The organism is Variovorax sp. P4_B11, from assembly GCF_056402355.1.
The window spans coordinates 1-13430 of record NZ_JBFUHO010000017.1 but is presented as its reverse complement, the minus strand read 5'-3'; the positions used below and the strand labels follow the sequence as shown (position 1 = coordinate 13430).

At 58.8% G+C, this 13430-nt stretch carries 9 protein-coding genes and 2 pseudogenes; 8 read left to right on the top strand and 3 right to left on the bottom strand.

All coding sequences use genetic code 11. The features are described 5' to 3' along the window. Positions 1-186: 186 nt before the first annotated feature. The 3 genes from AC1DYD_RS16815 to AC1DYD_RS16805 form a co-directional block, all read right to left on the bottom strand. Positions 187-435, bottom strand: a complete 249-nt coding sequence (locus AC1DYD_RS16815; RefSeq protein WP_478173889.1) for a PDDEXK family nuclease — start codon at positions 433-435, stop codon at positions 187-189. A gap of 134 nt (positions 436-569) precedes the next feature. Beyond that, positions 570-752 (bottom strand): glutathione S-transferase family protein, encoded by a 183-nt coding sequence (locus AC1DYD_RS16810; RefSeq protein ID WP_478173888.1) that lies wholly within the window; start codon positions 750-752, stop codon positions 570-572. Positions 753-988: 236 nt separating this feature from the next. Beyond that, complete coding sequence (locus tag AC1DYD_RS16805; RefSeq protein ID WP_478173887.1) at positions 989-1993, bottom strand: alpha/beta fold hydrolase; 1005 nt, start codon at positions 1991-1993, stop codon at positions 989-991. 457 nt (positions 1994-2450) lie between these two features. Between AC1DYD_RS16805 and AC1DYD_RS16800 the strand changes: the two genes are divergently transcribed. The 8 genes and pseudogenes from AC1DYD_RS16800 to istA form a co-directional block, all read left to right on the top strand. Then, positions 2451-3476, top strand: a complete 1026-nt coding sequence (locus AC1DYD_RS16800; protein WP_478173886.1) for a GlxA family transcriptional regulator — start codon at positions 2451-2453, stop codon at positions 3474-3476. A 913-nt stretch (positions 3477-4389) separates the two neighbouring features. Beyond that, the gene (locus AC1DYD_RS16795) at positions 4390-5175 is read left to right on the top strand and encodes a TnsA endonuclease N-terminal domain-containing protein (protein ID WP_478173885.1); all 786 of its coding nucleotides are present in this window, start codon (positions 4390-4392) and stop codon (positions 5173-5175) included. Further along, a complete protein-coding gene (locus AC1DYD_RS16790; protein ID WP_478173884.1) occupies positions 5172-7388 on the top strand; it encodes a hypothetical protein in 2217 nt (738 codons plus the stop codon). Before AC1DYD_RS16795 ends, AC1DYD_RS16790 begins: the two co-directional genes overlap by 4 nt. Then, complete coding sequence (locus AC1DYD_RS16785; RefSeq protein ID WP_478173883.1) at positions 7385-8836, top strand: AAA family ATPase; 1452 nt, start codon at positions 7385-7387, stop codon at positions 8834-8836. Before AC1DYD_RS16790 ends, AC1DYD_RS16785 begins: the two co-directional genes overlap by 4 nt. 11 nt (positions 8837-8847) lie before the next feature. Continuing rightward, entirely contained in the window at positions 8848-10665 is a 1818-nt protein-coding gene (locus AC1DYD_RS16780; protein WP_478173882.1) for a TnsD family Tn7-like transposition protein, read from the top strand. A gap of 3 nt (positions 10666-10668) precedes the next feature. Next, positions 10669-11136: pseudogene (locus AC1DYD_RS16775) on the top strand (TniQ family protein); the annotation flags it as partial. A gap of 780 nt (positions 11137-11916) precedes the next feature. Continuing rightward, positions 11917-12303: a hypothetical protein gene (locus tag AC1DYD_RS16770; RefSeq protein ID WP_478174001.1), complete on the top strand. Its 387-nt coding sequence runs from the start codon at positions 11917-11919 to the stop codon at positions 12301-12303. Positions 12304-12603: 300 nt separating this feature from the next. Continuing rightward, positions 12604-13188 (top strand): annotated as a pseudogene (gene istA, locus AC1DYD_RS16765) (IS21 family transposase); the annotation flags it as partial. Positions 13189-13430: the final 242 nt, after the last annotated feature.

The following is a 13430-nucleotide window of genomic DNA, read 5'->3' as shown; positions in this document are numbered from 1 at the left end:
TTTGCTCCACCCGAGTCGGTCTGTGATTCGGAGCATGATCAGTAAACCGACGCACCAACGGGATTCGACTTGATCGCTGCGGCGATCTGCTCAGCGCTCGCACCTACTCTGCGAAGTTCATTGAACTTAGCGATCACCGTTTCAGACAGCCATTCGGCGCGACTGCCGCGACTGCCTTGCTGATAACTATCCGATTGAGTGGTCGAAGTAATACATTGCGATGGGGCTGCCGCCAGGCAAGCTGCGATTCTTGCACTCGAAAAGGAACACGTACTCGTCCCACGAGAACACCACGTCATAGTCGTAAGTGGCTCGGTCCGCTCCCCTCTGCACCTGGATGTTCTTTGCATCAAAGCCTTGTGCTGCCAGAAGCTTGGTGATTCGCTCCTCAAAGCTTGAACCTTTATCGTCAATGTCCCCTTCTTGTCGACTCATTCTCGACAAAACCACTTTTGGAAGATCCGGCGGTCGACGTCGGATTTCAGGTTGAAGGATTCAACCGGGACTTAGCAAGCTCGTGGGGGGAAGTATCGGACAAATGCTCGACATTCAGCTTCCACGTAAGGCTCTCATTCGAATGCCTTCAGTCCATGGACTACGGCGGAGCGTTGTGCGATTTCCTGAAACCAGCGCATAGGTGCGGGGTGATTCGGCCGCTGAATGCTGCCGCTGGAAGCATTGGCGTTGGCAAATTCCGCAATGTCGGCAAGCGAAAACGTATCGCCAGCCATGAACCCTGCCGAGTCCGGCATTATTTCCGCCTCGATGAGTGAGGCTCTTGCCAGTTCATTGATGTACGAGGCTTGAGCGCTCGCACCGATTTGCTCAAATCGGACTGCACTGTGACTTACCGCGATGACGTCAGTCAGAAGATAGAAAAAGCGCCCACAGACCTGGCGCGTGCCACCGGATCGACGGGCATGAACTTGTTCTCGGAGCGCTCCGCCGCAAGCAGCATGATGACATTCGACTGCCTCTGGGTTAGCACCTATGCCCCTTGCAGAATAAGCCTCCCGACCTCCTCGGGTCTGTCGATCATCAGCCAATGGCCAGCCTCCACCGACTTTACCGTGGCATGTGGAAAGTTCGCTGCGATTGCATTGGCGGCTTCCGGAGTCAGATAGGGATCCTCAGTTCCCCAGATGAGAGACACCTTCGGAGCGAACTTGCGAACATCGGGAAGTCGGGTCGTGTTGTAGGCCACGTTGTCCCTGACCTGAGAGGTCATCTGACGAAAAGCTGGTCCTGCCCCGGCCGCGAAGTTTTCGCGAACGATCGGCCGCAGGATACCGTTGAAGCGTTCCTGGAGCGCGGGAGGCATTTTGGCCTGGAAGTGGCTGTCCTGAAAGCTCAGTAGCCAGTTCATCATCTCAGGCGTGTTCAGAAGCGTGTCCGCGAGGTCTTTCAGCGATGGGTTTCCAAATACTTCGATGATCTCCGGAAGCCTCAACGTCGGCGATTCTGCGTAATAGCAGTTCATCAGACAAAGCCACTCGATCCGATCAGGATGGTCGATCGCATAGTTGACGGCAATCGGACCGCCGGCGTCGTGACCGACCGGAATGAACTTTTTGAGCTTCAGCGCGTCGGCCACGGCAGCCAAGTCGCCTACCTGCTGATCGAACGTGTAGCGAAAGTCCCCAGATGCAACCTTTTCTGACTGTCCGAAGCCAAGAAAGTCGAAAACGACAACGCGCCGGCCAGCCTTCGTCAGGTACGGTATAACGTAGTCGTAAATGTGGAGATTGTCCGGGAATCCGTGCATCATGACGTAGGCAGGACCCTGCCCCGGATATTCACGAGCGTAAGTCATGTGGCCGTCATGCGGTATGCGATGCTCACGGTATGGGACCGCCGAGGCCATTGGAGGCGCAAGGTTGTATGAAACCTCGGTTGCGCGAGCTGAAATCGGCAGGAAGAGCGGCAAACCGCCGGCGGCAGCTGCGAACAGGAGCTCGCGGCGGGATGTCGGGTTTCTGTCTAGTGGAGTCATTTCAATTCTCCTGTGGAGAGCTTTGACATCTGGCTTTTCACGAGCACACGGCAGCGGTAAGCCTCACTAGTTGCAAACTGGCTGACCCTGGCGGTCCTCCCATGAGTCTGCCGTCTGCTGAGCAGATTAGGCGGGCGGACAAAGCGCACTTGCCGAGGCAAGGTGTCGTCGGCTTGCGTACGGCAGGAGGCGTCGCGATGCAGAGCCTGCACTAGCCGTCACCACCAGGTTCGGTGCACATGGTTCTTCGTCGCGGGTGCATACCCGCTCTACGAGCGAGGATGCCTTGCGGGTCAGTGCAGAACTCGGAGCGCTGATTCGATGAGGATGGGAGTTTCCATGTCGCGTGCTCCGAAGGTTTCGTTGACAGGCCTTCACTGTAGGAGTTGATGGCAAGACGTAAGTGACAGTTTATGGACGATTTATGCCGAAATGGAACTACCCGACGGAGACCACGATGACCAAACGAAAGCTGCCCGGCAAGCCACCCCAAGTGGCGCGAAGACGCATCGTGATCCTCGGCTTGCCACCGGTGGTTGCCCTCGATGTCATCGGTCCGGCAGAGGTCTTTACGCTAGCGAATCGCCTAAATGGGTCGCAACCTCCGCCGTACAACCTCGAGCTGGTGTGCTCAGGGAGCAACCTCAATCTGCAGAGTGAAACAGGAATCGCCCTGACAGCACACCGCACGCTCGAGCAAGAGCGACGTTCAAGCAAGCCCATCGACACGTTGGTCGTGACCTCAGGGTTCAGCCCTGAGCTAAGCCTGGATCGCACGGCCATCGAGTGGATTCGAACGCGCTCGCGCTCAGTGAAGCGGGTGTGCTCGATATGCGTGGGAGCTTTTGCTCTCGCCGACGCGGGTTTGCTGGATGGCCGTCGGGCGACGACGCACTGGGCAATGGCGCGACGTCTGGCCGAACTCTATCCTGCGGTTCGAGTCGATGCGAACCCAATCTGGGTGAAGGACGGCAACGTGTACACTTCCGCCGGCATATCGGCGGGCATCGACCTCGCGCTCGCCCTGGTGGGCGAGGACCTGGGCAGTGACATCGCTTTGGAAATCGCCAGGAATCTGGTCCTTTTCCTGCAGCGTCCTGGCGGACAGGCACAGTTCAGTGTGTCCTTGCAAGCGCAGCATGGGCTCAGTTCGAAGCTTGAGGAGCTACGTGCCTGGATTACCGAACATCTGCACACAGACCTCACGGTTGAAGTCCTTGCGGACAAGTCGGCCACCAGTGTGCGAACGCTGATTCGAATTTTCGAGCGAGAGTTGGGCACTACGCCGGCGAAGTACGTCGAAGAAGCGCGCCTTGAAGCCGTCTGCAGGGCGCTGGAATTCGGTGGGCGCTCTTTGGAGGAGATTTCGCGGCGGTGTGGTTATCGGAGCGTCGACGTGCTCCGAAAGGCATTTGCCCGTCGGCTAGGCGTAAGCCCGAGAGAGTACTCACAACGATTTTCCACCGCTTCGGCAGAAGCCTGAGTCTGGAGTTCTCAATCCGACAGAAATTGTTGCTCGCGCGCCGCGGAGGTCGGCTACGGGGGCAAAGAGCCTGCTCGCCGAACCTCCGATCTTGGCTGCGACTGTTGCCTCAAGGGCAGTCCATCCAGCCTTCGGCGTCAAGGTGAGCGAGGAGCGCATCGAGTGAATCGCGGCCGATTTCCATGGAGACAATGTGTCCACGACGCCGGCGTCGAACTCGAACTTCCTAAACGATGTCGGCGAGGTCAAGTTCCAAAGTAGACCGGCCGTTCGTCACAAAAAAGGGCCAAGGTCGGGTTTCGGCGGCCGCCGTCATTCGCCAGCCGAATTCGAAGGACAGCAGACAGTCTGAACCGGATGTTGACCCTGTGCGCCGCGCAGCGGCTTCGAGCCGTTTGCGCAGCGTTGATCCCGCTTGGCCCCGGCGCGCTAGATCATCTTGGAACAGCACCAGCAAACTCATAGTGACACCAGGAGCCTGCGCCTGTAACGACTCGACGGAGATTGCAGTGCCATGCCGAATTAATCTCCGTCGGCTTCGATCAGTCTGCGCACACGCAATCGCTTACGCCTATCGCAGTGGATCCAGCGTGAGGCGCCGGCCGGTAACGTGTCACGCACCGCGATTGCTTGCGCGTCTACGTTCTTGAAACTTGAAATCTGGCGACTAAGCTAGGACCATGGACACGTTGCAAAGGACCCTCCAACTCGATGAAGGAGTTCGCGGGGCCCGCCGCAAGGCCGCTGCAGGGCATTGAGCTGACCTACTCTCGCCCACAGCAACAGGGTACATCTGGCCCACGCGACGAAGGCTAGCTGCACACTCCCTCCCACCGGGAAATGGAACTGATAAGTTCCCCGGGAACGCACGAGGCTCGCCTCGGAAGACACATACGATCAGGTGGTTGCGGCTATGGACTGGCCACATGACCCATCGGTGTATCCGCCATACCTTCAGGCCGCCATCAAAAAAGGGATCGGCCTAGGCGAAGGCGCCGCCTACCAATCATGGATCAAGGTTTCCGAATTCGGATCTCGTGGCACATGCTCGAACTTCCTCGGCATCAGAATCGATCGACCGTTTCACTTTCTTTCCTCGCTCGAGGCGACTTACTTCCTGCTGGAAGAACGCAATCCGGAAAATTCTGACATTCAAGAGCAGTGGCCGATCCTGGATCTTCAAAGCACGATGCGGCTTTGCGCTCAGTCCCATATCCGCCATCCCTACCGCGGACGCTATCCAGCGCCATTCACGATTGACTTCATCATCAGCAGACGCGCTGGTTCGAAGATCGTTCCACTGGCACGGAGCCTCAAGACCAAGAAAGATGTCGCAAAAGCAGAGGTCGCGGCCCGGCTGGACATCGAGCACCAGTGGTGCACCGAGGTCGGAATTGACTGGGCCTGCGTGGAGGCGAGCGAGTTGACACGGGAACTCCTGAGCAGTCTCCGTTTCATCCGCCAATGGTTCGTGGACTGCTACACGCCTCGGGAGGAGGCCGCACGACGCTTCGCCGACGCATTTCAGCGCGGCTTCGAGATCGCGACACCTCTAGAGGAGCTCGTTTGCCGCGCCGCCTCAAGAACGCGGCAACGTGATGGGGTGAGCCTCTTTCGGTACTGTGCGTGGTCCAACCTGATCCACGTGGACCTTCACAGGCCCATAAGCCTGGATCATTCCCTCATCCTTTTGCCATGAAGACAGACGGCTTGGTCAGTGCTGGCACAACGACGCTCGCCGTTGGACTGCTGCTTCGGTACAAGGGCCGCGACGCGGCGCCGTCCCTTCGAATCACGCACCTCTTCAACGCGCGAATCTATGTTATGGCCTATACGACGGCCTCCGGCGCGAGGGCAGCCAGAAGACCCCGAGCGTTGGGCAGACGCGATGTCGAGAAAGACCTCAAGGCTGGGAAATGTGGGCTTTTCAAGGTCGAACTACCTGAAGAGCTTTTTCGAAGGCATCCGGTTGGAGAGCAACCGGAGATCTCGCGCAAGAAGGAGCTTCGGGAAACTGAACGGACCGACGAGATCGCCTTCGGATGGATCTCAGCGCTGGTCAAAAAATTTGATGTGGAGAGCAACCTGAATCGCGGTCAGTTCAAAGCGCTGATTCAGAAGCGCGCGGATGAACTCAAGATGAGCTACACCACCGTGGCTCGGACGTTACTCCGCTTCTACTACTTCGGTCGGGTGCAGGAGGGGCTAACCCCTCTCGTTCCCGGTCCTGACCGTGGGACAAGCAAGGCCTACGAAAGCACCAAGGCCAAACCCGCACCCAAACGTCGGGGGCGCCAGCCCGTGGAGGCTGCCGACTTGGGCGACAACACATTTGTCGTTTCGAACGATGACATTGGAGACATGATCAAGGCCGCCAAGAGGACCGGCAAGAACAAATCCGACTTAACGACGGCTCATGACGAATACATGAAGGTCGAGTTTGCCAAGAGTCACCCGAAAGAATTCGGCGACTTCATCAACGAGCGGTGCGTCCTGCCCGTCACCGAGCGCCAGTTCGCGATCTACACGAAGGCACACACGGACTATGAACAGGAGGTCCTCGACAACATTCCCGCGCTCGTAGGCAATGATCCCGGAAGATCCGTACTTGCAAGCGGCCCAGGCGAAATTTACGAAGCTGACGCGACCGGAGGAAGAGTCGATGTCGTAAGCAAGGACGCGAACGGAGAAGCTGTTCTTCTCTACAAACCGTGGATCTACTTGATGATCGACCGATGGAGTCGGTTTATCGTGGCGGTGTACGTCACCTTGAACGCCCCGGCATGGGAGGAGCTCAAATACCTCCTCCTTCTCGCCTTCACCCCGCGGACTGCGCGATTTCGTTGCCTGGGTATCGAAGTTGACGAGAACCGCTGGCCCCGTGCCCGCGCACCCTTCGCGATCGCGCACGACAGGGGAAGCGACCTCAAATCGATTGCCAACCTGAAGGCCTCGGTGGAGGGCTTGAAGATGGAGTCCCTCACTATGCCGCCCCAGACTCCAAACGCGCGATTGATCGAGCGAGCCATCCGAGAACTTAAGCGGAACATGGCTCGAAGCGGCCTGCGCGGCGTCTATGCCGAGCGCCCGACCGACCCCAAGTCAAGGCGAATCGCCAAGAAGGCCCAAAGGGCGGCTGCCAGTTCCCTGCGAGATGTCTACAGGTGTGTGCTGAAGGTGGTAGACGAACACAACAACAAGCCCCACAAGGCCCTGAAAGCCAACCTCCAATTGATCCAGGCGGGCGTCCCTCCCATTCCAGCCAAGGCATACCTCTGGGGTTGCGAGCACATCACCGGTGCGCGCGTCTCCGCGCTCACGGAGAACGACCTACTACGCAAGCTTCTCTCCGTGGGAAACGGGTCGATCTCCAATGGTCGAGTCAAGTTCGAGAAGCGCTCATATGAGCCGGTGGATCGCGCCGCCCTTTTTCTCGCGAACAACTCGACCGCTCGACCCAAGGCAGTTGAAGTCCACTACGACAAGACCTTCCGGGAGGAGCTTCACGTGGTTACCCGCACCGGAGGGTGGTCCCATTGGCGAATGAACGACTCCGACAGACAGCAAACAAAAGGGGTGTTGATGGAGGAAGAGGAAGTGCTCAAGAAGCCCGGAGCGCTCCTGTGGGCGACGGCCAAGAACGACATCAAGATCGCACACGTTTCCGCGAAGCCCAAGAGGCAGCCGACCGCCCGCCAGCCCGCGCGCCGTGCAAGTCCGGATGAGACACGGGCTCGGCGCCGTAGTCAAACCGTCAAGCTGAAGGAGGCGCTCACTGGGCGGAAGAAGCCTGCTCGACCCGCAGGCCGGCCACCTTCCACAGGCAAAACTTCGGCGCCTAGCTGGAGGGAGCTGGAGAAGGCAGAGCGCGCTTCGATTATCAAACGGACAAGCGAACGGAGACCATCATGATCCGATATTCATCCATACCAGCAAACTACAAGCCCACTGGGGTTCGGAAGTACGACGGAAATCCCTTCATTGAGGCGCTTCCGCCTTTGGAGGAAACAAAGGACGAGATCCTGGACCGCATCGAATACTTTCCACCGAAATTCTCCGATGCAGACAGGAAGAAAGGTGATCTCGTGAGGATCGCTGAGCTCGGGCGAATCGGATCGTTGATCTACCCGTTTGCCGAATATCGAAATGCTGCCACGAGCACCACGATCAACCTTCGAGATGCATACGTGAGCCGAAATCCGTTCACCGTCGAGGGCCAACGACACCGCAGCCAACTCGCAACCGCGAATAGCGACGCCGCTCTGCGAGCGCTCGCCTTCAAGTCGAGCGCCTGTGGACAGTTGATCATGGCCGTTTCAGGCAGCGGAAAGACGACGTTTGGTGGGGCAGTTTTCGCACCCTATTGCCACGTGATTGAACACACGCAATACAAGGGACGTCCTTTCAGGTGCAGGCAGATTCCGGTCATTCCTATGGCAGTCATGCAGGACGCATCCCTGCTGGGTTTCTGCGTTCAGTTGTTCGAAACCGTCGACATGATTCTCGAGAATACTCACTACGCTAGGGAAGCCAAGGCTGTACGCACAATCCCATTGATGACGCTGCTGATGCGGCGGGTCGCGTGGGCTGTGGCACTCGGATTGATCTTCATTGACGACCTTCAGCACTTGCGCGCCGCGCGAGGGAAACAAGCTGAGATGGTCCTCAACATGTTCAGCCAAATCCTCGAGCGTGCTGGCGTCTCGCTCTTGTTGTCGGCGACGCCTGCGTTGGAGCCCGTGATCGCCAACAGCGTGAGAAATATTCGGAAGCTCACATCCGGCGGGATGACGAAGTTCCCTGTGATGCGCAGAGACGACCCCCAGTGGGTGGAGCTTGCCCGCGCCCTATGGGTATACCGCATCGTCAAGCATCCTGGTCCCCTGAGGAAGGAGATTTTGGATGCGTGGCACACCTGTAGTGGCGGCAACCCCGCCTTCACCGCAATGAGCTTCTCACTGGCGCAGAGAATCGAGATCGGCGATCGCGAGGTGATCGACGACCTTTCCTTCGAGAGGGTGGCCGAGACGGACATGGTTCTCCTCAAGCCGGCGATCAAGGCACTGCTCTCCGGAAATGCCGCTGACCTTCAGAAGTTCGACGATTTGATTCCCAAGAGCGGCCTGATGGATCTACTGGACCAGCTCGGATGGGCGCACGAGCCGCTGGAGAGCGGCGAAGCCGAGCCGGAGTTCGACGAATTCGGCGAGGAGCAGCAAACGTCCGCCCCCAAGAAAAAGTCGAACGCCACATCCAAGGGCAAGAAGAAGCCTACTGCTTCGACCAAGGGCCCATCGGGCTCGAAGCCAAAATCGACAAAGGGAGGTGTGGTGCTCCCCTTCGTCAAGCCCACGTTCTGAGTTTCGTCATCATGGCTTCGCTGGGTGCCCTGCCCTACACACCCTCACACCTGGAGGACGAGGCGCTTTACTGCTACCTCGGGCGGGTTGACGCGTACAACTGCGCAGGCTCCAGCCGACGGTTCCTTCGCTCCGTGTTCGGCGACTCAAAGGCCATCTCCAGCGCGGATCTTCCGTCGAACATTGGCGCAATGCTTGAACGGTGGCCGGAAATCAGCCCCTATCCCTCGATAGCGAAGATCGTCGAGAGAACGACCCAGTATCCGTACCACCGGCGCTTCATGCCAGCCGAGCGATGGCGGGAACTCGTTGTTCGGGCCACGCACGGACCCGGCCCCTCACTGAAAACCTGGCTTGGCCTGGTCGCGCAGCGGTTCTCGGCGACAGCGAGCTTTCGTTCGTGCGTGGAGTGTGATCGACTCGCGTGGGACGACGAAGGGGTCCTCTACTGGCACCGTGCCCACCTCCTGCCGGGCGTTCTGGTCTGCCCGATTCATCGCACGCCGCTCGTTCAGCATCTTGTCCAGAGCGAAGACGGCGCACGTAGCGCTTTGCGGCTTCCTCCCATGGCAGGAACACCCATAGTGGTGGGCCGGCAATCGATGGCTTCCCTGACCGCGTTCGCTGTGTCCTCGTTCGAGGCCCTCAACTCGAAAGACCCTTCGCTCACTGGCGACCTATGCACCGGAACCTACCTGGCCAGACTGAAGGAGATGGGCCTGTGCAGTCCGACCGGTCGGCCCAAGTGGCAAAAGATCTCATCATTGATTCTTGAGACCAACGACAGCTTTCGCGGCTGGGCGGTGGGAGATCGAATTGCGGATCGCGCGGGACCTGTCCTGAGCTGGCTATATCCGCTGTTTCAACGTCCTGAGAGGCTCGCACATCCCCTGACGCACATCGTTCTGATCGACTGCTTGTTCGGTTCGTTCACCGCCTATGCGGCGGCTGCGAAGGCCAGGGGCGCCTCGGTCCCGGATTCACTGGCGGCTTCGACTCCAGAGGACAACACTGCGGTTGCTAGCGCCGTTTCCAATTGCGATGTCAGCTGCCGGGCGGCGGCAATGGAAGTGGGACTGTCGGTGTCAACGGTCGTCAAGCGCAGGCGCGTCCTCGGCCTTCCGATTGCCGAACGACGCAAGTCGTTAACGCCCGATCGTCTGAGTCACGTCCAGCAGCGCCTGAGCACCGGCGCCCCGGCCGCGCAAGTCGCCAAGGAAGCGTTGTTGTCGTTGAGTTCGGTGTACCGAATCCGCGCCTGTATGGTCTTCTCACTTCCGCAAGAAGAAGGTGTGCTTAGTGCTGAGATTGTTCGCGGCTATCGCAGGAGGTGGATCAACACTGGCCTGGTTTCCGCGTCCGTCCGTCAGCGTCGCGTTCTGGACGGAGCCGCGTACGCATGGCTCTACCGTCACGACCGAAACTGGCTGATTGCTGGTCCCGGTCACGCGCCGGCCTCGACCACTCGGAAGACGCGGCGTTCGAGGATCGATTGGGAAAAGCGCGATCAAAACTACGCCCGCCGCATCGAGGCGACATCCTCCGCTCAACGCGCCCGCTCACCGAGGCGCCGGCTCTCCATGTCCGCGTTGATGCGCGCCGTAGCACCGCAGACCTCCCTACGATCGCAACTTCCTCGCCTCCCCCGCTGCAGAGAAGCCCTGCAACAAAACGTTGAGAGCGTGATGGACTTCCAGCAGCTGCGCTATGCCAGAGCGGGAGCCGAGCTAGCGGATATCAACGGCTGCTTTCCTCAGTGGAAGGCCCTCAAGCTCGCCGGCCTGAACCGCGCGCCGGCGCCAAAAGTCGCACAGAAAGAGGAAGAGTAGTCCATGTACCCCTTTCCGTGGATGCCAGAGTGGGAGACGGACGAAATTGCGGGGAGCTACTTCTCTCGCCTCGCCCATGAGAACGCCGTGCTCTCCAAGTATTCATTCCTGAAATGGCTTGGGTTTTCAAGGACTCTCTGYGCAGGGCAAATAATGGATATTAGCGAACTGAGGCCCACATGGATCGACCTTTCCGAGAAGTTGGAGATTAGTCTTGACGATTTGATCCAGAGGCTTAGCACCAAGCCATACTGGGCTTGCTTCTATACCCAACGTCAGCTTTCTAGAAGGCATGTCGAAGCCCTCTCGCGACTCCCTACTCGCTTGGAAGTCGTCTTGGCGGTGTCCCACCCGCGGCTGCATCTGAGGATCTGCCCCACATGTCTTCTACAGGACCTTGGCAGCGCCGCGGGTGTCCCCATCGTGCGCCGGAGTCATCAACTTCCAGGATCGCTCGTGTGTCACGAGCACGGCGTGAGACTGATTCATCAATGCCCTGGTTGCGACAGAGTCCTGATTCCAAGGGCGGATTTTGTGAGAGTTTCGGTGCGATGCGAGAACTGCGGCTTTGAACTGACTCAATGCAGTGAGCCGCCCTTGAACAGCTTATCGCCCATTTGCCAACTCGCGGTGTTCGAGTATGACTGCTTGTACTCCAGATACGCTCCAAGGCCCGCCAGCGAGATAGTTGCCTTCATTAGGCGGGTCTGCCGGGAGCGAGACACCGATCTAGACAAAGTGGTACTCAAAATGTTTGGCCCCATTCTCAGTGCTTGGCACCGAAGCACGGCCAATCCAGTACCCAGTCGGTTGTTCTTGGATCAAGAGACTATGCCAACGCTTTGCGCCTGCCTGGTGGCACTAGGTTTCAATCACGAAAGCGCACAGCAAGCAATTAGCCAGCTCAGTCCGGTTAGCAATGCAACGGGCAGGTCACTCGACAAGATTGAAAGCACCTCCCAAGCGCGCGAGATTGTGCGCGCCATGATTCGGTCCACCAAGCGCCGCCTTAGCTGGCATCGCTTGCACCGAAGATCGCGGTTCCTCTTTTGGTTCCTTGTATTCAACGATCGTGCTTGGCTTGAGAGGCAGCTAGCACCCCGCCAACGTTCAGTGTTGAGAATACCTTCCGTGAGCGAGGATCGGCAAGTCATCCTTGCTAGCGGCTCGTACGATCAGCGTCGGGAAGCATGCGCGAGGGCGTACTATCGAGATCGCGAATGGATGCATGACTCGCGTCGGAGCCGGAAAGTGGATCGCGGCAAACAACTTACCGCCGCGCGTGATGCGGAACTTTCAGATTCGATTGAGACGGCAATGGCCGACTGGTTCGCCAAGCCCGGCCGACCCGTGAAATTTACTCTTGAACGTGCTGCCGCTTCAGTTGGCGTAAATGAGAGCAAGATCCTCAATCTGAACCGACGCGCTCCGAAAGCGCGAGACACACTGTATGAGTCAACCACGCACTATCGTCTGCGCGTCCTATTGTGGTTGATGAAGCAGAAGACGGCGCAAGGTGTCCTTCTGACACCCGGCCAACTTATCAAACAGGCGCGAGTAGCGTCCACCTGGGAAAGACGGCACTTTTGGGCCACAACTGTTGTCTATCTCTTCGGGTCCAGGGCGTCCTACTCGTGATTTCCTATCTGGCCACGCAGCATGCGACGCCCTTCCCCCTTCCATCCTCGATTCAGCAAAGGGGCTGTCGGGGCCCTGAGCGCCCCCACAACTCACACCGCTCCTCCGTACTGGGTCGCCAAGAGGATTGACCGCACCCTTTCCGTGCCCCCGTCAGCCGCGAACGCGGATGGCGTTGCACCCGAGAGTGTTGGCGCCGACCGAAAACTGACCATCTAAACCGGAGGCTGCCGATCCAAAATTGACCAGGGTGCTCAACTGTTCTGCTGAATATTTCAGCAGGGCGAACAGGTGATCACCATGGACATGATTGGCAAGGTCAAGCGGATGCACTTCCGCGACCATCTCTCGTTCAGCGACATCGCAAGGCGTACGGGCCTGTCGCGCAACACCGTGAAGAAGTGGGTCAAGGCGCCGGCGGAGGTCGAGCCTCGATACCGCCGGGAGGCGGCAGCGGGCAAGCTGAGCGCCTTCCACGAAGCGCTGATTCAGTCTCTGCGCGTTGACTCACGACGTCCCAAGCACGAGCGGCGCACGGCGCGAGCACTGCATGCCGAGATCAAGGCGCAGGGCTACCAAGGCGGCTACAGCCGCCTCACCGACTTCATCCGGGCCTGGCGCCAGGGCGAGGGCCAAGGTGCGGCGACCAAGGCGTTCGTGCCGCTGGCGTTTGAACTTGGTGAGGCGTTCCAATTCGATTGGAGCGAGGAAGGGCTGGTGGTGGGCGGCATCTACTGGCGCATGCAGGTCTCGCACCTGAAGCTTTGCGCGAGCCGAGCGTTCTGGTTGGTGGCCTATCCGAGCCAGGGCCACGAAATGCTGTTCGACGCCCACACCCGCTCGTTCGCTGCGCTGGGCGGCATCGCGCGCCGGGGCATCTACGATTTTGTTCCCGGGAACAAAATCGTAGTTTTGTGCCCAGGTGCGTTATGTGCCCAACCGGCCTGAGCGCCGCGCCAAGCCTTGCAGTTTCGTTGAGGATAGGCACATAAGGCGAGGCCCTGAGAGCGACGATCAATCTCCCTTCCCACCATAGATTGGAGGTTGTCATGTTGGAGCGCTATTTCGTTCGGCCGGCCACCGTTGATCGCATTCGGGCCAACGCCGCCGGGGCCTATATCCTATAT

Excerpts from the sequence above, each read along its gene's own strand:
- AC1DYD_RS16790 (WP_478173884.1), top strand. The coding sequence starts at position 5,172 with ATGAAGACAGACGGCTTGGTCAGTGCTGGCACAACGACGCTCGCCGTT.
- AC1DYD_RS16810 (WP_478173888.1), bottom strand. The coding sequence starts at position 752 with ATGCCGGACTCGGCAGGGTTCATGGCTGGCGATACGTTTTCGCTTGCC.
- AC1DYD_RS16805 (WP_478173887.1), bottom strand. The coding sequence starts at position 1,993 with ATGACTCCACTAGACAGAAACCCGACATCCCGCCGCGAGCTCCTGTTC.
- AC1DYD_RS16795 (WP_478173885.1), top strand. The coding sequence starts at position 4,390 with ATGGACTGGCCACATGACCCATCGGTGTATCCGCCATACCTTCAGGCC.
- AC1DYD_RS16800 (WP_478173886.1), top strand. The coding sequence starts at position 2,451 with ATGACCAAACGAAAGCTGCCCGGCAAGCCACCCCAAGTGGCGCGAAGA.
- AC1DYD_RS16815 (WP_478173889.1), bottom strand. The coding sequence starts at position 435 with ATGAGTCGACAAGAAGGGGACATTGACGATAAAGGTTCAAGCTTTGAG.
- AC1DYD_RS16785 (WP_478173883.1), top strand. The coding sequence starts at position 7,385 with ATGATCCGATATTCATCCATACCAGCAAACTACAAGCCCACTGGGGTT.
- AC1DYD_RS16780 (WP_478173882.1), top strand. The coding sequence starts at position 8,848 with ATGGCTTCGCTGGGTGCCCTGCCCTACACACCCTCACACCTGGAGGAC.